Below are 20,792 nucleotides of genomic sequence, written 5' to 3'. Positions count from 1 at the left end.
CGCGGTACCACCTTGATTGCAATGATGTTGGATCATTACCTCTTAAGCTCTATAACGCAGAGTCGCGTTGATATTTCTATCAAGTCCATCTAAAGGGAGCAAGTAAATTTATCTGATGCCCTTCTCTCAGCAATGAACGGCTTTCTGTGATCAAAATAAGATTCCTCATATCCTTTAGCTTATAGTCAAAAGTATAAGAAAGATCTGCTAAAAAGTCAATTGTTTTCGTAGGAATCTTTCCTTACTGAGCTGTTTCAAATAACGTTTGCTCTAAATAAGGCAAAATTTGTTCATTTATTTGATACCCTTTTCCCCAAGAGGTTGTAATAATCTCTTCGTTCATACCTGCATCACTAAATTTTTGTTTCACTCGTTTACATACGAAAGACAGCTGCGATTTTGTAGAAGCATCTGGTTCTTTCTGCCAAAGCAAGCGACAAATTTGATCACGATCCAACCCTTCGTGGGCATGCTGATACAAGATTTTTAAAAAGCGTTGCTCGTTTTTTGTAAAGCGAATCTTTTTTACTTGGTCATCAAGTAGCTCGGCTGTTACTTCGGCAAAACTTTGATCGACAGTGTCAATTTTTTCACGAATATCTTCCAATGAATCTTTGAGGCCTAACCACCGGATAATACCTCTTTCCTGCCAAATCTCTGCTTCACGTTTATTACACATCGATTGTGAACGTCGATAAATCGGCTTCTCTAACGATGAAAGACTTCCTAATAATCTCAAGCAATCGTTCTGAGAAAGTGTTTCGCTTAATACAATTGCATCAAAATAATTAAAAAAAGTTAACTCATGTTCTATAGATTCTTCACAGCAGTTCGTACAAAAGACTTCATAATTTAAATGTTGTAATTGCTGCTGAAATGTTTGCTCAACTAAAATGTTCTTTGTTAATACCAAAATCCTTCTCATTTTTTCTTTCCTCCTAGAACTTCTTTCTGTTACCCATAACTAAACGCACCGATCAAAATACGTTACCAAATCGCGTGTTTCCTCCAGCGATTGATTAATAAATACCTTTTTATCTTCATCTCTCTTCGCTCCTTTATTCTTTATTTTAGTGGTTATTTATATTATATTAGAAAATGCATTTTTTTGTGTGTGAAATTTTTTTATCCTCCGTAAAAAAAAATGAATTTCCTTTAATATCAACTAATAAAGCCGATTTTTTTACAAAAAAAAGGCCGAAACTTCCTACTTTTTGCTAAAACATGCCAAAAAATCTGTAATTTTATCATTTTTTTCTTGAGAAAACATCAAAATGTTGGTTCTAAACACTAACATTTTGATGTTTTTAACAAAAATCTTTACAATTAATCGGTAAATTTCTCTACTTTTAGCAATAGTCACTTTAAAAAAAGAGTTATTTTAAAAGTGACTTAAATATTTATCATATAAAAAAGTAAGGGACGAGAATCTTTACGATTCTCGTCCCTTACTTTAAATAATCCACAACAATGTTAGTTAGAAGAATTCTTTTTTGCTTTTCTAGCAGAACGATCTTTTTGACGACGTTCAATTTTACGTTTTTTCTTATTGCTGTCTTCAATTGCCCAATTAATTTTTTTCTTGTATCCTGGTTTAATTTTTTTCTTTTTCTTTTTCACTAAACCAATTAACGTTGGGTCTAATTCTTCTCGAGATTTTTCTCGTTTTGTTCGACGATTGCGATCATACGTCTCTACAATCTCACCATTTTTAATTTCTTTTGGTTTGAAAGAAACACCTAACTGCTCAATCTGAGTAATCGCTTCATCATCTGCTGGTGAATATAATGTTATGGCAGTCCCATTCAATCCATTACGTCCTGTGCGGCCAACCCGATGGATAAAGAAGTCCAATTCATGTGGAACTTCTGCATTGATGACATGTGAAACCCCTTCAATATCAATCCCACGCGCGGCTAAATCAGTAGCTACCACATATTGGTAGTCAAGATTTTGAACTTGACGCATCACACGTTTTCTTTCGCGTGGTGTGATGTCTCCATGAATTTTGGCAACTTTTAGGCCCTGATCTTTTAAGTAATCGGTGATTTCATCAACTCTTTGTTTAGTATTTGCAAAAACAATCGCTAAATAAGGATGCCCGATAGTCAATAATTGATAAATTATTTGATTGCTGTTTTTTCCTTTGGTGGAAATCAACCAATTGTCAATTGTTTCTGAAATAACTGCTTTTGGTTTGATATGTTCAATCACTGGATTTTCTAAATATTTTTTTAAGAATGGTCGTAATTTTTCTGGAATGGTTGCAGAAAAAACGAGCATTTGTAATTTTTCTGGCAAACGGCCAGCAATTTGATCGACTTCTGCTAAAAAGCCCATATCTAATGTCATGTCTGCTTCATCGACAACAAAGGCAAAAGCCGTATGCACTTTCAAGGCTTGTTCATTCATCATATCTAAAATACGCCCTGGTGTACCAATCACCACATGAGGTTGCTGATGCTTTAATTTATTTAATTGACGTTGTTTATCTGTTCCGCCAACAAAATTTGACACGCGAATTTCTGGTTGACTGAAACGAGCCAGTTGCTGCGCTTCTTGATAAATTTGATTGGCTAATTCACGACTAGGCGCAGTAATCACAATTTGTACTTCGTCGATAGTTGGCTTAACTTTATCCATTAATGGAAGTAAAAAAGTATGCGTCTTTCCACTTCCTGTTTGCGATTGTCCAATGACACTTTTCCCTTTCTTAATGATTGGGATTAATTTTTCTTGGACTTCTGTTGGTTCTTCAAACCCTTTTTCTGCGAGTGCTTCGTTGATAAAAGGTTGAAATTGAAATTGTTTAAATGAAGGCACTTGCCTCACCTCTTCTCGTTAAATTCTTTATGCACTTTGGCATTATAACACAAAAACAACTTTTACTCACCTGCTGATTCCTTTGTTTTCGCAACTTCTAATGTACTGACTGTATAAGTATGGCTGGCTTTTTCATAAAACAAACGCCGTTTTTTACGAATCAAGGTTAACAAAACGTTGATCAAAAATAGTAAATATAAAATTAAACAGAACAAATACAGAAGCAGTGACACCATTTGCAACATCCGATTAGAAGAATTCAATAAATCAGCGGCATTAGCTAGATAAATACTAATTAAACCATACACAAAATACAAATAACCGTAGCGAACAAACAAGGCTTTTAAACGAATTTTTTCATGTCCTGTTTCAACCACCCGAATGCGAACAACTTTTTTCCCTAACGTTTGACCATTTGTCAGTTTCATCATGACGATAAAGACCGCAAACACCATGATAAAGAACCACGTCCGATCTGAAAAAATCGGATAATTGGTTGCCCAATTTTTATAAGCTGGAATGAAATTTAGTCCAAAAACGAGCAGGCCTTGCACAAAGCCAATCACCAACCAATCAATCCCCCATGCAAAGAAACGTCTTAACAGGCTAACTGTTTGCCCTTTTTCATAAGAGGTGGCATCAATTTCTTCTCTTGTTGGCAATAAAAAGGTAAAGAGCGGCGTCAACCAATAACCGACCATGCCTCCGACGGTATTATTAATTAAATCATTGACATCCGCCAAGCGATACGAACGTGGATAAATAAAATAAAGGCCAGATAACTGTGTTAATTCAAAAAATAATGACAATAAAAAACTCGCAAGAACTGTTTTTAAAAATGAACATTTGAAATAATACCGTAAATACACACCAAAAGGTAAAACTAATAAAACATTAAACAGTGGTTCTAAAACGGCATGCTGTTTTAATGCTGGCAAATACGTACTAGGATCTTTGAGCGAAAAAACAGTTTCATTTAAAATCCCTGAAATAAAATGAAAAGGCCGCAGTTCCATTGTTGGTCCTGTGTATTGAGCCACTTCTGCCCGAGATGGCAACGGTAAAATTACCAAGAAATAGGCACATAATAAATAAAAAACAAATGAATACAAAATCATTGCTCGTGTCCAAACAAAGGAACCATATTTGCGGTATTCATAGATTAATAATGCCCCAGAAATAAAAAATGCTAGAAACGGGAAAATAATGATTGCCCATTTAATTGGTTCGCTATATACTGCCATAAAAATTCCTCCAAGATAAACAATTTCAAGTATGAATGCCTCAATAACACTATACTTGTTTCTAAAAAAATGTACCAACAATAAATTTTATTTTGCAAATCATCTTCTTTGCAGTATCATTAAGAAAAAGGAGGACGTTCTCATGTTACAGCCATATTTTGCGTTTGGAGTGCCGCTATTTTTACTTGTGCTCTACTTACTCTTTGCACTGATTCACCGTCAAACAACGATTCATTATTTACGGTTTATTTTATTACTTATTTCAACATTTCTCATGGTTTTTAGTTTCCAAGTATTGCAAGAATCATGGACCATCAACCCTGAAACGTTAAAAGATGCCGCTTATTCTCCGCAATGGTTATGGATTCCTTTAGGTATCGGGTTAATCCTCACACTTTACAACGCTTGGCACGGCCTTCGTTCAATGATAAAATACAAGACCGATAAACATTAGTAAGAGTCTAGGACGTTGGTTGCGTCCTAGACTCTTACTGTCTCATCATTCAAATGAAATTTAATTTTTCTTAACAAACTCTGATTTTAACTTCATTGGACCAAAGCCATCTACCTTACAATCGATGTTATGATCACCTTCCACTAAACGAATGTTTTTCACTTTTGTGCCTTGTTTAATTGCGCCACTGGCACCTTTAACTTTCAAATCTTTGATTACAGTAACACTGTCACCATCCGCTAAAAGATTGCCATTTGAGTCCTTGACTACTAAGCCTTCTTCTGCAACTTCTTCTGTTGGTGACCATTCATGACCGCATTCTGGACAAATAAATAATCCGCGATCTTCATAGGCATATGCCGACCCACATTCAGGGCAGTTTGGTAATTGCTCTGTCATTAACGTTCTCCTTTGTAAAAAATAATTCTTTTTCATTTTACCTTATTTTCTAGTGAATGAAAAGTAGTCCTAATGATTTATCAACGTCCGATAACTACTTTCTAATTACTTATTTATTTTTGAGCCCACTCTTGGCAAGCTGCTTGGATTTCTTGGTAAATCACTTCAATTTCAGCCGCATCACGTGCATTAGCGCCACTTGCCAAAGGATGGCCGCCGCCATGATGTTTTTTAGCAATTGTATTAATGATTGGCCCTTTGGAACGTAACCGAACGCGATAATAACCTTCCGGCTGTTCAACAAAGATTGCCCATGAGAGAACATCTTCAATTTTTCCTGGCATTGAAACAATGGCTGCCGTTTCAGAATCGACAATATCATAACTGTTTAAAATACTTTGTGGTAAAACGACACGAGCAGCGCCATTTGCGTCGATTTCTAAATTTTGATAAATATAACCCGCTAATTTAGCAACCTTTAAAGGCATTTGGTCTAACTCACGATTTAAGTCTGCGGCATTAAAGTTAAACGTACGCAATTGCGCAGCGACAGCGAGTGTATGCGCCGAAGTGGAAGGATAAAGAAAACGTCCTGTATCCCCCACAATCCCAGCATACAATAAACGAGCTGCATTATCTGTCATCGTTAATTCTGCTAAATGCTGTTGCCAAAAATCAACAATAATTTCACTACAACTACTTGCATTTGTATTCACCCAAACTAAATCTCCATAGGGTTCATCATTCGGATGATGATCGATTTTAATTAATTGATCGCCTAAAGAAAAACGCGCATCACTAATTCGTGGAGCATTTGCAGTATCTGTTACAATGACTAATGCACCTCGATAGACATCGTCAGTAATGACATCCATTTCAGCTAAAAACTCTAAGCCTTCCACTGGTCCGCCTACTTGATAAATATTTTTTTCAGGAAAGCTCGCTCTTAAGAGTTCTGCTAACCCAACCTGTGAGCCAATCGCATCTGGGTCGGGCCTTTGATGTCTATGAATAATAATTGTTTCATATTGTTTAATTGCTGCCATAATTTCTTTTACTACGTCCATTCTTTGTAGCCTCCTACGTTCTCTCCATCACTTGGCAAACAACAATTGCTTTTGCCACAATGACATTTTCTAAATAAACTTCAATATCTAATTTTGCAGAGCGACGACCAATTTCTAAAATCCGTGGACGAATGTCCAATTCACTTTCCAACTGGATTAGCCGCAAATAATGTAGATTCACTTGTTCAATTAATACATTTCTTTTTTGATTCATCAACATTGTTCGTTGTGTCACGTTAGAAATAATTTCACTTAGGACACCAAACGAGATGGTACCAACACTGTTAACCATTTGGGGCGCAACCGAAAAACGAAAACGGGTTGTTTCTTTGCCATTTTCTTCAACAGGCATCACTTCCCCGGAAATTTGATCTGAAATTGTATCTGCAATTTGTGGTTGTCGTTGCACCAATTGCATGGCTTTCATCACATCTTGGCGAGAAACAATTCCAACAAGCGCTAAATCATCTTCCACCACCGGCATGACTTCTAGACCATCCCAAATCATTTGATGACTGACACTCGCTACACTCATCATCTTTTTCACAACATTGGGATCCTTGGTCATGACTTTATCCACGGTTAAATGTTCACTTTTACCAATGACATCTTTGGCTGTGACAATCCCCACTAAACGTAATTTCTTATTTACTACTGGGAAACGAGAATGATGGGTACTTTCAGATAATGCCTGATAATCTGCAATCGTTTGAGTTGTCAACAAATAATTGGTTTTTTCAAGCGCTGTATAAATATCACTGACGAGTAAAATGTCTTTTTTAATCAGCTGATCACTTAAAGCACGGTTAATCATAGTAGCCACAGTAAATGTATCATATGTGGTTCTCAAGACAGGCATACCCAGACGATCTGCTAACTGCGCAATCTCTTCAGATGTTTCAAATCCACCTGTAATTAAAACGGCTGCCCCATTTTCTAAAGCAAGCTTTTGCACGCCTTGGCGGTTACCAACAATCATTAAGGATCCGGGAGTAATATATCGCGTCATCGCGGTTTCTGTCATCGCACCAATTACAAATTTATTAAGGACTTTGTCTAGACCAGAGCTACCGCCTAACACATCCCCTTCAATAATCCGGACCACTTCACCAAATGTTAATTTTTCAATATGTTTTTTTAACTTCCGCTCAATTCGTATCGTACCAACACGTTGAATGGTGGAAACAAGCCCAATATTTTCTGCATCTTTGATGGCCCGATACGCTGTTCCTTCACTAACACTTAAACTTTTGGCAATGCTTCGAACAGAGATTCGATCGCCAATCGGTAATTCTTCAATATGTTTTAAAATTTGATCATGTTTCGTCGCCATAATTTCCTCCTAAACTAGGATCGTCTCTCCTGGGTTTAATACTTTCCCGCCAACTACTCGCTCTACGAATATTGCTGGATTTTGTTGGATAACAGGAAAGGTATTGTAATGAATTGGAATGGTTATTTTGGGATTTAAGTAAGAGACTGCTTCTAGCGCATCCTCTGGTCCCATCGTGTAATTATCGCCAATTGGTAAGAACGCTACATCAATGGATTTGTCTTTTGCAAAAAGGCGCATATCTGAAAACAACGCCGTATCACCAGCGTGATAAATTTTTTTATCTTCTGCTTCTAAAATAATCCCACTTGCTTCGCCCATGTAGGTCATTACGCCGTCTATTTCATAACCGGAACTATGCAAAGCTGGCACAAATTTAACCGAACCAAAAGGAAAGACATAACGCCCACCTAGATTCATTCCATGCGCTTTTACCCCTTGCGACTGCGCATACGTAGCCACTTCAGCTATCGCAATAATTGTTGCCTTGTTGGCTTGAGCAATTGCTAGCATATCGCCAATATGATCGCTGTGTCCGTGAGTGATTAAGATGTAATCAGGGTGTAAGTCTGCAAGTGAAACGTCCGTTAAAGGGTTTCCATTAATAAAAGGATCAAATAAAAGGTTCGTGCCGTCGTTTAGACGAATTTCAATACATGAATGTCCATGTCCTATCAGTTCCATTTGTATTCCTCCTACGGTATTTTCTACACAATCTTATGATAATTAATCGTCAAATTCATTTTTAAAAGTAGTACAGTTTAGTACAGTTTACTTTCTTTATTGTAACAGAGAATTAGAAATATACAATCGCATTTGCTTATTTTCTTAGCTAGTAAAGAAACAGACGAGAAAAATCATGAATCTTTCTCGTCTGTTTCTTTTTACTTATTTGGTTGTTTTCCGAAAACGTAAAATCGTTAATATAAAGGCCGCCACACATAATAGAAAGGCGACAAAAAAGGTTTCACGCATTCCCACAATAAATATATCTGGGCGATTAGCCAGATACGTGGTTACTCGTTCACCATAGGCTTCGCTCATGCCACGATATAAAATGGTCGTTGACAACGCAATCCCAATGACCATTCCTAAGTTTCTAGCAAAAGAATTCATACTTCCTGCTACACCTAAATCTTGCTTTTCAACACTGCTCATAACCATTGTATTGTTTGGAGACTGGAAAAGTGCATTTCCCAAGCCCATAATGGCTGTTGCAATCACATAATACCAGATAGGCGAATTCATATCTAAAAACATATACATTAACGACGTACAGCACAAGAGCAACAATCCGCCAAACGTTAAAATACCTGGGCCAATCTTATCCGTCAAATAGCCACTCAGAGGAGCCCCAACCACCATTAATAACGGAAATACCATCATTAATAGACCAGCATAACTAGCACTTAGTTTGCGTGCATCCTGCAAATAAAATGGAATGACAACATTTACAAAAAAGTTTGAGGCAAAAATTAAAACGGCAGACAATAAACTTAAAGTAAAAATTTTGTTTTTAAAAATTGCGAACTTAATAAGTGGGCTTTTTCTTTTCCGTTCAACCATTATAAATAATCCTAGTGCGATTACTGCAATAATGAACAATAAATAGGACTGTAACGAGCCAAACCCGCTCTCTTGTCCGAGGAAAATCCCGCCGAAGAACGTCATAATCGCAATGGCAATACAAGCGAATCCTGAAAAATCGATTTTTTCTTTTGTTTTTGTAATATCTTTTGGTAGGAACTTTTCGCCAATTAAAATTGTAACTAGCCCTACGGGAACATTAATCCAAAAAATATACGACCAAGAAAAGTTTGATAAGATCAATCCACCAATCCCAGGACCAGCAATCGCGCCTAAAGAGACAAAGGCACCTACTGCACCAAGCGCCCGCCCTCTTTCATTTAAAGGGAATACTTCCGTAATAATTCCTGAATTGGTCGCCATGGTCATGCTAGCACCAATACTTTGAACGACTCGCGCAAATAATAGAAAGCTCAGCGATTGATTAAAGCCACAAAGTAACGAACCAATCGTAAAAATAACCGTGCCAATTCGATAAACTTTTATTTTTCCAAAACTGTCGCCAATTTTTCCAAATAATAATAAACAAGCACAGACAACCATTAAATAAATAGATACGACCCATTCCGCTTGATTCATGGGTACGGACATTTCTTTTGAAATAGTCGGTAAAGCAATATTTACAATGCTGGAATCTAATGTAGACATGAAGGTAAACATAGCCACAGAAACTAAGATCCACCAACGATTTTTCTGCACTTCAGAATCCTCTTGGTAACTTTTAATTTTCTCCATTGATTCATCCCCTCTCGCTCCAAAACAGTTTACTTACTAATAATAACTCTATTTCTTCTTTTTTTCATCGGAAATTTTCTAAAAAATCACTCATGAGATGTTCACCTTCTTATTACACGCTCGCAATTGACAACCATTCGCTTTTACGCTAATTTAAAATTAGCAAACGGAAAACGCAAGGAGGACTTGAAATGACCTTAATTTCTCGCATTAAACAACTAGCTCAGTCAAAGCAATTAACCCTCGCCCAATTAGAAAGAAACGTCGGCATTTCCAATGGACAAATTCGTCGTTGGGATACCTCTTCGCCTAAAGTAGAGAATCTTTTAAAAATAGCAGACTATTTTTCTGTTTCCTTGGACTATTTAATGGGCCGCACCCAACAAACAGAGATTAATCATCAGGCACCTATGACAAGCACACAAAAAGAATTACATATTCACATTACTACGGAAGAGTTAACAGAAGAAGAAATTACTCAGTTAGAGGAAGAAGCAAATCGTTTCTTGCGGTTCCGTAAATTTGAAATGACAAATTCTTAAGTAATACGACAGTCAGTGGCTCTGTGTTGTTTGTACTTATTAATTTATTCGACAACTAGCGTATTCATTGTATAATAAACCAAATAAATGCCAGAAGGAGACCCCTTCTGGCATTTATTTGGTTTATCTTCTTTATTTATCCTTAATTATAAAATAATCGATTCACCATACTCGATAATTTTGTCTAAACTTGTGTTCAATCGTAAACCAATTAGAATTATTCGTTGTTCCCAAATACGTCCATCCATTCGCAGAATAACCATTACGCACATTGATTTTCCCATAAACATATCCATGTAAATTTGGCGCCCAATTCCCTGTTGCTCGAGTTTGATATTGATGGAAATACCTCACGACCCAACCAACATAAGCTCTGTTTCTTGGGTTAACAGATTGACTACCAATTTCGTTTTGCAATTCAACTAACGCATCATTTTGAATGACTTCTTCTGCCTCTACTGGTGAATTAAACACCAAACTAACACCCAACAAATTTGTTAGAACACAACCATACACAACTTTCTTTTCCATTGTTTCTACTCCTAACATAATATATTTTCACTATTTATAATTTTATGCTACCAAATAATTATTCAAAAAACAACCTTTCTCTTTCTTTAATTTAATGTTAATATAATCTATATAACTAATTTCTAATAAAAGGAGGAAAAAATTGAATAATTCAATAGAAATAACCAAGATCTGCGTAGCATTGAACAATAAAAACATCTTGAATAACTTGTCGCTTACATTAAATACGGGATTAATCACATCTATTGTTGCCCCAAATGGTACAGGAAAAACGACTTTTTTTAAATCAATCGTCCAACTTATCCCGCTCGAATCTGGTGAAGTAATAGTTGACAAAACATCAATCAAAAACAGAACTGACTACAATAAAAAAATCTTTTTCATAGAATCCGCGAATCAATTATTTGCAAATCTTACCGTTTACGAGAATATGCAAGTAGCGGCCAAATTATGGAAACATGATGCTAATTTTGAATCAATCATTAACTTAGTCGGTGTTAACACGTACATAAACAAAAAAATTAAACACCTTTCTGCAGGTATGAAGCAAAAAGCCTTGCTCTCAGTCGCCATCGCTAGTGGTGCGTCTTTTCTGATTTTTGATGAGCCATTAAATGGTCTCGATATTGAAAATGTTGAGTACCTAACAACCGTCTTTCTTACTTTAAAAGAGCAAGGAAAAACATTACTTTTGTCATCTCATAATATTTTCGAAATAAGCAAGCTTTGTGATGCAATTTATTTTTTAGATAGCGGTATTCTGAAATCAGCGTCACTAGACTATCTACAATTAAAAGAAGAATACTACGAACTATATGCAACGAAAGGTCGTGCCTAAATGATAAAATTTGAACTAATTAAAATTTTTCGAGAGAAAACCACTTATTTTCTGTTTGCATTATTCGTTCTCGTTATTAGCGTTCCTTTTTTTCTAGGAAATGCCAATTTTAATTATGTAAAATATTACGAAGATAATTACTATGCCGGCATAACAACGATTGAAAGTATCAAAGATGACCCAACTGCAACAAGAATCGTTGAAGACATCAAGGAAACAAATGGTTATTTAAAAAAACTCATTGATTCTCTAAAGAAAGGAGATCAAAAAGCGATTGTTGAAAATGAGTATAACTTGGAAAAAAAAAACGCTAGAAGGAATTCTAGATGGTAGTTTGCAAGCTAGATCAATTAGTGAACAAAAAAGTATAGTGGCCGTACTGGAGTATTTAAAAAACAATGGGCTAAATAAAACGAGTGATAATCCAAAAAAGATGGGCGTGATCCAATATCTAAATTTGGTTTTTTCTTCTCCTCAATTAATGCAAATTATTTTAATTCTGATTAGTTTCCAGATTGCTTATTTATTTAATTTAGACTATAAAAAACATAATTTCATTTGGTATTGTGTTTCTCCTAACTCTTATGTACGAACATATTACACCAAACTTTTTGCCATTGTTTTGTCGCTCTTTGCAAACCTACTCAGCGCATTTCTCCTTGTACTTGCATTTGTCTTTCTGAAAAATGGACTGGGTGCGTTTAATTACCCGATTGCCACCAGTTCGAAAAATATGGAAGTCAGTTTGATAGCAACAAATGACTTTGTCGTTAAAACAATCTTCTTTTTTATATTATTTCTAGCATTTCTAGCATTGTTAAGTTTAGTATTCAGCATTCTAACAAGTAATTTAATTCTAAATCTCTCTGTTTTAATTATTCCATTAGTGATCGGACAATACGATGTACTCAATACGTTACTTAACGAGAACTTAAAACCTTACATTCTCTTAAGCTACTTGGATATGCCTCATATTCTATTAGGTGGTGACATTATGAGACCTTTGCGAAATCCATTGTTAACCTATCAAAACGGGATCTTAATAACTCTTCTCACCATTCTCGTACTTGTCATAATCTCTCTAACTATCTTACTCTGTCCTTCTCAAAAGTTAATAGCAAAAACTAGAACCTAAACAAAAAAAACCACCACGACCGTCGTCTGTGGTGGAAATGAAGGTTGTTATTTACTCTTGGTAGGAGTAAGTATGAAAAAACCAATTCGGGATAATTGGCATAACGTAAGTATAGTAGTTTGTGCCTTTTTTATCATGAGTTTCAGCTATATTTTTTATAAAACTTTTATTAGAGCACCATTAACAGTCCTTTATTTAGATTCTTTAAAGCGTTTTCTTTTATTGAACATATTGTTTTAAACATTCGATTTCCTGTGCTACACTTACTTTTAGAAGGGGGATTTTATTATGGCAAATCAAAAAAAAGATAGCTTATCAACATTATTTTCTGAAGAAGTTCATGGACCGTTTGTTACTTTCTTGTTTAACACCCATGTCGCTCATCAAAACGTAGAAAAAGATTCGCTTGTTTTGAAAAATTTTGCAAAAGCGGCAAAAACACGCTTTGAAAAAAAATTTCCTGAGGAAAAATGGGCCGTTTTTCAAGAAAAAATTGACGCACTTCTAGCTGATGCTTCCTTCTGGCGCAACGGCACAGCAAGTGTTTCAATCATCTTATCTCCAGAGAACACCTTTGTTCAACGATTAGATGTGCCCGTTGACGATCAATATTACGTGGACACGATTCCTTATTTACTTGGACTAGTCAAAGACAAACAATTTAACTACCATTATTACCTACTTGCTCTAAATCGCGATTCAATGAAACTTTACAAGGTCGATCATACGACTGTGACTCCTGTTGAATTGCCTAAAGACGCGCCAACAGACGTGGTTACAGCTTTAGGTGATGAATTAACGGGGGGTAATTTAAACTTTTCAACTCAAGGTAGTTCTAACGGTTCTAAAGAAGGTGTCGCTTATCATAGCATCAATACTAAAGATAAAGAAGTTGAAATTGATTGGGTGAACTACTATCAAGCAGTCGATACTTTCTTAAAAGATCAACTGGATAATCCTGAAAAATTACCGCTTTATCTTTATGCTTTACCAGAAAACCAAACACTCTTTAAAAAGATTGCTAAAAATCCTTATTATGATTGCTCGATTTCAGTTGCTGCTTCACCTGCACAAGCAACCATTCAAGATATCCGCAGCGCTAGTGAAAAAATAGCTGCAGAGTTAACAGAAAAAGAAACAGCTTCTTATAACAAATTACTAGATCGTAAATTCTTAGATCAATTTACAGATATTTCGCCAGCGGCAGCTGACGGCAAAATTTCCCATCTTTTTATTGCAACGTCACTCTTTGTTACTGAAAACAATGAAATGTCATCTGAAGAGTACGATCGTCGCAAACTTTTAAACACCATTGCTTACCAAGTCATTCAAAACGGCGGTCAAGTTTTTGTTTTAGACCAAAAAGCTGCACCAGATGAAAAATCTTTAGCGGCTATCCTCCGTTATTAAAAACAGGCAAAAAGCCCATTGTAAGAAAGCGCCTTACAATGGGCTTTTTTTCTGAGACTTATTGAAACAGCACTATAACAGCCTTATCTTTACTTTCTAGTTTTTAAAAAACATCCGATAAAAAAGAAAATAAGGTTATCGCTATACAAAAACCAGTTAGTATGCTATAGTAATAGATGTAGTTTTTGTTCGGTAATATGGGTAGCTGTTTCAAATAAACATCTTCCACATTTTTCACCTTTCAAGTAATTGCAAAATATGAATGTGTTATAACACACATCTAGGAGGATATTTATTATGGAAACAGGTACAGTAAAATGGTTTAACTCAGACAAAGGCTTTGGCTTCATCACTGCAGAAAACGGAAACGATGTATTCGTACATTTCTCAGCTATCCAAGGTGACGGCTTCAAAACTTTAGAAGAAGGTCAAGCAGTAACTTTCGAAATCGAAGAAGGTCAACGTGGCCCTCAAGCAACTAACGTTACTAAAGCTTAATTAAACAATACTGACTCAAAAACCTGACGTTAATCGTCAGGTTTTTTTTATAAAAAAAGAACAAGAAAACTTTCTGAAACTAAGTGCTTCCTCTATTTTTTTTGAAGAGTTTTCGTTATACTGAAGAGGAAAAATGTTTTAAAGGAGTTTATTTATGCAATTTTATGGTGATTTAACCTTTTTAGGTGTTTATTTATTGGGTCTCTTTTTCATTCCCTCGTGGCGTAAAAAGAAAAAAGAACACGATTGGTTGCCGTGGATGTTTGGCTGGACTGTCTTTATGTTCTTCTCATATGTTTTATATTTAGAAATCATTCGTGGTACAGCCTTCTTTTTAATTCCCATTGCTTTTTTTGGCTTGTTTGCGCTCTTCTACTTCAAAGAAAAAAGGCGTTTACTGAACGGAACATTGTTTAATATTTTTCTTGTGGTTCTAGCGACTTATTTAGGAATTACCGCGATTCGTACAAGCAACTACTTTCTAATCACCTTAGCAATTATTGCCCTGCTGGCGATTTTTATCGCTTTGGCTTTAGGACTCTATGCCTTAATTATTTTCCTCTATTGGAATGCGGTCGTTGTTATGAGAAAAGAGGGTCGTTCTTTAGGGAACTTGTTGACTTTGTTACTGGCGATTGGTTTGACATTATTGTTAATTTATAATTTCTTTTTCCAATCATTATTACCGACTTGGCTCTCCTTGCCACTAACTATTGCACCGTTTATTTTGACTTATTTCGCGTTTGTTTTTTATAATTTCTTGACCGTTTCTACGTTGTATCAATTTAATCAGCCAAAATATACACAGGATTATATTGTTGTGTTAGGTTCTGGGTTAATCAATGGTGAGATTGTGCCGCCGTTATTGCAAGCCCGCATCAACAAAGCCATTCAATTTTACAAGGCCCAAAATCGCGCAACGTTAAATCCACCAAAAATCGTCATGTCTGGTGGCCAAGGCCCTGATGAATTACTTCCTGAAAGTGTCGCGATGAAAATGTATGCTTTGACACAAGGTATTCCTGATGATGATATTTTAGTAGAAGCTCATTCAAAAAACACACTAGAAAATATGCGTTTTTCCAAAGAAACAATGATTGAGGATTTTGGAAATGCTAATTTCCAAGCCATTTTTACTACAAACAATTATCACCTTTTCCGGGCGGGTCTTTTCGCTCGAATGGCTGGCTTAAAAGCAGATGGCATTGGTGCAAAAACCGCTTTTTATTTTTTACCTAACGCGTTTATTCGAGAGTTCATCGCCATTGTAGTGATGTACAAACGCCGCCATATTATTGTTTGCGGCCTAGCTGCCATCGGTATGGTTATGTTATTCTTAACAGGATTGATTATTCAGTAAAGAAGGAGTTTCCCCTATGAGTTTGTATCAAAAATTTATTCAAAATGAACGTTTGCGACGTTTTTGCGTCCTTGCTTTGATTATTTTTGTGCTTTATTTATCCAGAAGTATGATTACAACAATTCTTTTAACATTTATCTTTACCTATTTAGCTGTTCGTTTGGTCCATTTTGTTCAACGCTATATGAAAATCCCGACGATTGTCATCGTTCTCTTAACCTATGCATTGGTTGTTTTTCTAATCTATTTAGCGATTACTAAATATGTTCCCGTTCTAGTTAACCAAACGACTCAAATGATTAATTCTGTAGTTGATTTTTATCAAAGTCCACATACAGATACAAATCAAGTATTGCAATTTATTGATCAATACTTGGAAAAATCTAACTTACTCTCTCAACTCCAGAATGGTGCTTCAATGATTTTACGCTACATTCAAGATATTGGCGCTGTCGGCTTATCATTTGTCATGTCCTTTATTTTAAGTTTCTTCTTTATGATTGAGAAGAAGCAAATGGCTGATTTTTCTAAGTTATTTTTAAAAAGTGATTTTGATTGGTTTTTTCAGGATATCTATTATTTCGCCAACAAGTTCGTCAACACATTTGGTGTCGTAATGGAAGCTCAGTTTTTCATTGCTGTGGTGAATACAGTCATTACTACCTTGGCCTTGGCGATAATCGGCTTTACTCAGCTACCTAGTTTAGCCATTATGATCTTCATTTTGAGCTTAGTCCCAGTTGCTGGTGTGATTATTTCCTGCATTCCGCTAAGTTTCATCGCTTATTCCCAAGGCGGCTTGAACGATGTGATTTATATCTTAGCTTTAATTACAATCGTCCATTTATTTGAATCTTACGTGCTAAATCCTAAATTCATGTCTAGTAAAACAGAGTTACCAATCTTTTATACGTTTGTCATCTTATTAGTTAGTGAGCGTCTCTTCGGTGTATGGGGACTTATTGTAGGAATCCCTGTGTTTACTTTCTTCTTAGATGTCTTAAAAGTAAAACCGATTCGTGGCCTGAAACGGCTACCTAATGTGAAAAAAAATAGTTCAGCAGAATAATTTCTGCTGAACTATTTTTTATTGTTTTCTTAAATCATTTAAAATAGCCAAGGCTCGGTCTTGGTTCATCGTTTTTTGACGTTTTAATTGTTGAGCGACTGCCTCAACTTCTTTACCAGTAGCTCCGACCGTCATCGCTAAAGAACGTGCTTGTAGAGCCATGTGTCCTTTTTGAATTCCTTCAGAGACTAAGGCCCGTAACGCCGCTAAATTTTGTGCCAAACCAACAGCCGCTACTACTCGACTTAGTTCTTTTGCATCCGTCACTGCTAACAAATCAGCTGCTGCTTGAGATTTAGGTAAGACTTTTGTGGCACCGCCAACCGTGGCCAAAGCAAGCGGAACTGAAATTTCACCAATTAGTTGTTCGCCATCCAGCGTCCAACTAGTCAAGCCTTGGTAGCGACCTTCTTTCACCGCAAAAGCATGACAAGAAGCGCTAACAGCGCGTGTATCATTTCCTGTAGCTAAAACTACAGCTTCAATGCCATTCATGATCCCTTTGTTATGCGTGACTGCCCGATAAGGATCTAATGAAGCATAGCGTGAAGCTAAAACAATTTTTTCAGCAATTTCCCGGCCATTGCTCCCCTTACTTAAACGTGAAACTGGAATAGCCGTTTTCATCGTAACAACCGACTCCGTGGCATAATTACTTAAAATACTGAATAAAATCTTTTGCTCCGCAAACCATTCACGGAACAACTCGGCCACACCTTCCAACATAGCGTTAACGATATTTGCCCCCATTGCATCCTTAACATCTACTAAAAAGTCGACAGATACAAATGATTCATCAAAAGCACGATATTGCAAATCTCTTAAGCCGCCGCCCCGTTTAACGATAGATGGATAACTTAACTCTGCTTGTTGAAAAATTTCCGCTTCTCTTACTTGTAGTTTATCAATCAATGACTCGGGATCTGCAACATCGTAAAAAACGATTTGTCCACGCATTAAGCGTTGTTGACTCACTGTTTTAAATCCTTGTGCTATTTTTGCACCATTACTCAAAGCCGCAATCACTGAGGGCTCTTCTGTCGCCATTGGTACCAAATAATCAGTTTCGTCCACTGTTAAATGTAAGCCAACGCCCATCGGCACTTCTGTTTCACTGATTTGATTTTCAATCATATGATTGGCAATCTGCGAAGATAAAGCCGTATTTTCAAATTCTTTTTTTGTATCAGCAGAAATCTGGCCTTCATTAAGAAGAGAAGCCAGGCGTTCCTCAGGACTCATTTGATAAAATCGGCTGTTTTTTTTTTGCTGAGGTCTCTCTAGTAGCATAGCGAGTCCTAAGCCACCGCCGATACATAAAGAAGCCACGCCATATTTCTTTTCTTTTTGATTTAATTGATAACTTAAACTCGTTAATAAACGAGCACCTGTGGCACCAATCGCATGACCTAATGAAATACCGCCACCATAAATGTTAACCTTTTCCTCTGGTAAAGACAGTTCTCTTTGGACCACAATTGAAGTTGCTGCAAATGCTTCGTTGATTTCATACAGATCAATTTCTTCCGTAGTAAGTTGATTGCGCGCTAACAGTTTTTGAATGGCTTTAATCGGCGAAATTCCCATATAGGCTGGATCAATACCGACTTCCACACTGTCTCGAATAATAGCTAAATAAGGAAGACCGTGTGCTTCGGCATATTCTTGTGAAGCAATAATCAAAGCAGAAGCCCCATCATTAATGGTTGATGCATTCCCTGCTGTTACAGTACCGTCTTCTTTAAAAACTGTTTTAAGCGTTCCTAGCTTCTCAACGCTCGAATTAGGGCGAATCCCTTCATCTTTCTCCACAAGCGTTCCTGACACTTCTAAGGGGGCTATTTCGTCCGCGAATATCCCTTCTGCTTGTGCTTGAGCTGCTTTTAATTGTGAATGTACAGAAAATTGATCTTGCTCTTCTCTAGTTACATGATACTTTTCGGCCACATTTTCAGCAGTTAAGCCCATTGCCTGACCACTAAAGGCATCCGTTAATCCATCATACATCATACTAGAAAAAGGCGCATCATAGCTTTCTGTTTCGTAATTAAATCGTTGTAATTTAGGTGCTTGGGACATATTCTCAATCCCGCCAGCAATTAAAACTTCCGCTTCTCCTAATTGAATCAATTGTTTCGCCAAAATAACGGCCTTCATTCCTGATCCGCAGACCTCATTAACCGTCATTGCGGGAATTTCATGAGACAAACCGCTGTTTATTGCTATTTGTCGTGCGGGATTTTGGCCATTTCCAGCTTGTAAAACATTTCCAAAGATTACTTGATCAATTTCTTCAGAAATAGTGGAATGTCTTTTTAAAAGTTGTGTTGTAACATGTGTTCCTAAGTCTACGGCACTTACTTGACTTAAGCTGCCTTTATATTTTCCAATTGGTGTTCGTAATGCATCAATAATAACTACTGTTTTCAACTAAATGCACCTCCATCTTGAAATATATCATAAAATCCCAGAATCACAAGTGCCAATTACTGAATGTTAACAGACTTATAAGATATTTTTTAATAATCTATGAAGTTAATACAAAAATTCCCCATTTTGGTTCATTTCGTGCTATTTTATATAATGAATCTATTTATCGTAAAGGAGTTAAAGAAATGACAATTGGGATTGATAAAATTAGTTTTTTTGTGCCCCCTTATTATATTGATATGACGGCACTGGCTGAAGCCAGAAATGTAGACCCTGGAAAATTTCATATTGGTATTGGGCAAGACCAAATGGCGGTGAACCCAATCAGCCAAGATATTGTGACATTTGCAGCCAATGCCGCAGAAGCGATCTTGACCAAAGAAGATAAAGAGGCCATTGATATGGTGATTGTCGGGACTGAGTCCAGTATCGATGAGTCAAAAGCGGCCGCAGTTGTCTTACATCGTTTAATGGGGATTCAACCTTTCGCTCGCTCTTTCGAAATCAAGGAAGCTTGTTACGGAGCAACAGCAGGCTTACAGTTAGCTAAGAATCACGTAGCCTTACATCCAGATAAAAAAGTCTTGGTTGTAGCAGCAGATATTGCAAAATATGGATTAAATTCTGGCGGTGAGCCTACACAAGGAGCTGGGGCGGTTGCAATGTTAGTTGCTAGTGAACCGCGCATCTTGGCTTTAAAAGAGGATAATGTGATGCTGACGCAAGATATCTATGACTTTTGGCGTCCAACAGGCCATCCGTATCCTATGGTCGATGGTCCTTTGTCAAACGAAACCTACATCCAATCTTTTGCCCAAGTCTGGGATGAACATAAAAAACGAACCGGTCTTGATTTTGCAGATTATGATGCTTTAGCGTTCCATATTCCTTACACAAAAATGGGCAAAAAAGCCTTATTAGCAAAAATCTCCGACCAAACTGAAGCAGAACAGGAACGAATTTTAGCCCGTTATGAAGAAAGCATCATCTATAGTCGTCGCGTAGGAAACTTGTATACGGGTTCACTTTATCTGGGACTCATTTCCCTTTTAGAAAATGCAACGACTTTAACCGCAGGCAATCAAATTGGGTTATTCAGTTATGGTTCTGGTGCTGTCGCTGAATTTTTCACTGGTGAATTAGTAGCTGGGTATCAAAATCATTTACAAAAAGAAACTCATTTAGCACTGCTGGATAATCGGACAGAACTTTCTATCGCTGAATATGAAGCCATGTTTGCAGAAACTTTAGACACAGACATTGATCAAACGTTAGAAGATGAATTAAAATATAGTATTTCTGCTATTAATAATACCGTTCGTTCTTATCGAAACTAA

General features: G+C 36.6%; 20 protein-coding genes. 10 read left to right on the top strand and 10 right to left on the bottom strand.

Annotated elements, in window-relative coordinates; translation table 11 throughout:
* Positions 1 to 241 precede the first annotated feature (241 nt).
* The 3 genes from IGJ41_RS06255 to IGJ41_RS06245 form a co-directional block, all read right to left on the bottom strand.
* Positions 242 to 925 carry a helix-turn-helix domain-containing protein gene (locus IGJ41_RS06255; RefSeq protein ID WP_173963538.1) on the bottom strand — a complete coding sequence of 228 codons (684 nt, stop codon included), beginning with the start codon at positions 923 to 925 and terminating at the stop codon, positions 242 to 244.
* 548 nt (positions 926 to 1,473) lie between these two features.
* Positions 1,474 to 2,832: a DEAD/DEAH box helicase gene (locus tag IGJ41_RS06250; protein ID WP_002385937.1), complete on the bottom strand. Its 1,359-nt coding sequence runs from the start codon at positions 2,830 to 2,832 to the stop codon at positions 1,474 to 1,476.
* Between the two features lie 53 nt (positions 2,833 to 2,885).
* Positions 2,886 to 4,067, bottom strand: coding sequence for a VanZ family protein (locus IGJ41_RS06245; RefSeq protein WP_438714091.1), 1,182 nt, complete (start codon positions 4,065 to 4,067; stop codon positions 2,886 to 2,888).
* A 55-nt stretch (positions 4,068 to 4,122) separates the two neighbouring features.
* Between IGJ41_RS06245 and IGJ41_RS06240 the strand changes: the two genes are divergently transcribed.
* Positions 4,123 to 4,521 (top strand): hypothetical protein, encoded by a 399-nt coding sequence (locus tag IGJ41_RS06240; RefSeq protein ID WP_438714089.1) that lies wholly within the window; start codon positions 4,123 to 4,125, stop codon positions 4,519 to 4,521.
* A gap of 60 nt (positions 4,522 to 4,581) precedes the next feature.
* Here IGJ41_RS06240 and IGJ41_RS06235 read toward each other — a convergent pair whose 3' ends face one another.
* The 5 genes from IGJ41_RS06235 to IGJ41_RS06215 all read right to left on the bottom strand — a co-directional run bounded on the left by IGJ41_RS06235 (position 4,582) and on the right by IGJ41_RS06215 (position 9,642).
* Positions 4,582 to 4,920 (bottom strand): zinc ribbon domain-containing protein YjdM, encoded by a 339-nt coding sequence (locus IGJ41_RS06235; protein WP_002357741.1) that lies wholly within the window; start codon positions 4,918 to 4,920, stop codon positions 4,582 to 4,584.
* A 113-nt stretch (positions 4,921 to 5,033) separates the two neighbouring features.
* Positions 5,034 to 5,987 (bottom strand): DHH family phosphoesterase, encoded by a 954-nt coding sequence (locus IGJ41_RS06230; protein WP_002357742.1) that lies wholly within the window; start codon positions 5,985 to 5,987, stop codon positions 5,034 to 5,036.
* A 13-nt stretch (positions 5,988 to 6,000) separates the two neighbouring features.
* Complete coding sequence (locus IGJ41_RS06225) at positions 6,001 to 7,320, bottom strand: DRTGG domain-containing protein (protein ID WP_002357743.1); 1,320 nt, start codon at positions 7,318 to 7,320, stop codon at positions 6,001 to 6,003.
* A gap of 9 nt (positions 7,321 to 7,329) precedes the next feature.
* Complete coding sequence (locus tag IGJ41_RS06220) at positions 7,330 to 8,004, bottom strand: metal-dependent hydrolase (RefSeq protein WP_438714086.1); 675 nt, start codon at positions 8,002 to 8,004, stop codon at positions 7,330 to 7,332.
* A gap of 204 nt (positions 8,005 to 8,208) precedes the next feature.
* On the bottom strand, positions 8,209 to 9,642 hold the full coding sequence (locus tag IGJ41_RS06215; RefSeq protein ID WP_002357746.1) for an MFS transporter: 1,434 nt from the start codon (positions 9,640 to 9,642) through the stop codon (positions 8,209 to 8,211).
* A gap of 191 nt (positions 9,643 to 9,833) precedes the next feature.
* Here IGJ41_RS06215 and IGJ41_RS06210 point away from each other — a divergent pair, with 191 nt between their 5' ends.
* Positions 9,834 to 10,184 carry a helix-turn-helix domain-containing protein gene (locus IGJ41_RS06210; RefSeq protein WP_002357747.1) on the top strand — a complete coding sequence of 117 codons (351 nt, stop codon included), beginning with the start codon at positions 9,834 to 9,836 and terminating at the stop codon, positions 10,182 to 10,184.
* A 162-nt stretch (positions 10,185 to 10,346) separates the two neighbouring features.
* On the opposite strand, the gene IGJ41_RS06205 is transcribed toward IGJ41_RS06210, so the two are convergent.
* Positions 10,347 to 10,715 carry a hypothetical protein gene (locus tag IGJ41_RS06205; RefSeq protein ID WP_010777603.1) on the bottom strand — a complete coding sequence of 123 codons (369 nt, stop codon included), beginning with the start codon at positions 10,713 to 10,715 and terminating at the stop codon, positions 10,347 to 10,349.
* A 142-nt stretch (positions 10,716 to 10,857) separates the two neighbouring features.
* Here IGJ41_RS06205 and IGJ41_RS06200 point away from each other — a divergent pair, with 142 nt between their 5' ends.
* The 7 genes from IGJ41_RS06200 (at position 10,858) to IGJ41_RS06170 (ending at position 17,025) form a co-directional block, all read left to right on the top strand.
* Positions 10,858 to 11,553, top strand: a complete 696-nt coding sequence (locus IGJ41_RS06200) for an ATP-binding cassette domain-containing protein (RefSeq protein ID WP_438714084.1) — start codon at positions 10,858 to 10,860, stop codon at positions 11,551 to 11,553.
* Positions 11,554 to 11,886 (top strand): hypothetical protein, encoded by a 333-nt coding sequence (locus IGJ41_RS06195; RefSeq protein WP_438714082.1) that lies wholly within the window; start codon positions 11,554 to 11,556, stop codon positions 11,884 to 11,886.
* Positions 11,837 to 12,688 (top strand): hypothetical protein, encoded by an 852-nt coding sequence (locus IGJ41_RS06190; protein ID WP_438714080.1) that lies wholly within the window; start codon positions 11,837 to 11,839, stop codon positions 12,686 to 12,688. Before IGJ41_RS06195 ends, IGJ41_RS06190 begins: the two co-directional genes overlap by 50 nt.
* Before the next feature lie 288 nt (positions 12,689 to 12,976).
* Positions 12,977 to 14,098 (top strand): baeRF6 domain-containing protein, encoded by a 1,122-nt coding sequence (locus tag IGJ41_RS06185; RefSeq protein WP_002357749.1) that lies wholly within the window; start codon positions 12,977 to 12,979, stop codon positions 14,096 to 14,098.
* Between the two features lie 297 nt (positions 14,099 to 14,395).
* Positions 14,396 to 14,596, top strand: coding sequence for a cold-shock protein (locus tag IGJ41_RS06180; RefSeq protein WP_002357750.1), 201 nt, complete (start codon positions 14,396 to 14,398; stop codon positions 14,594 to 14,596).
* Between the two features lie 154 nt (positions 14,597 to 14,750).
* Positions 14,751 to 15,956, top strand: coding sequence for a YdcF family protein (locus tag IGJ41_RS06175; protein ID WP_162783007.1), 1,206 nt, complete (start codon positions 14,751 to 14,753; stop codon positions 15,954 to 15,956).
* A gap of 16 nt (positions 15,957 to 15,972) precedes the next feature.
* The gene (locus IGJ41_RS06170) at positions 15,973 to 17,025 is read left to right on the top strand and encodes an AI-2E family transporter (protein ID WP_002357754.1); all 1,053 of its coding nucleotides are present in this window, start codon (positions 15,973 to 15,975) and stop codon (positions 17,023 to 17,025) included.
* A gap of 18 nt (positions 17,026 to 17,043) precedes the next feature.
* On the opposite strand, the gene IGJ41_RS06165 is transcribed toward IGJ41_RS06170, so the two are convergent.
* The gene (locus IGJ41_RS06165) at positions 17,044 to 19,455 is read right to left on the bottom strand and encodes a hydroxymethylglutaryl-CoA reductase, degradative (RefSeq protein WP_172759550.1); all 2,412 of its coding nucleotides are present in this window, start codon (positions 19,453 to 19,455) and stop codon (positions 17,044 to 17,046) included.
* 185 nt (positions 19,456 to 19,640) lie between these two features.
* Between IGJ41_RS06165 and IGJ41_RS06160 the strand changes: the two genes are divergently transcribed.
* The gene (locus tag IGJ41_RS06160; RefSeq protein WP_002357756.1) at positions 19,641 to 20,792 is read left to right on the top strand and encodes a hydroxymethylglutaryl-CoA synthase; all 1,152 of its coding nucleotides are present in this window, start codon (positions 19,641 to 19,643) and stop codon (positions 20,790 to 20,792) included.

Origin of the sequence: Enterococcus sp. DIV1537a (assembly GCF_051712085.1) — a bacterium.
Taxonomy (GTDB): Bacteria; Bacillota; Bacilli; order Lactobacillales; family Enterococcaceae; genus Enterococcus; species Enterococcus faecalis.
This window is presented reverse-complemented; position numbering and strand designations above follow the sequence as displayed.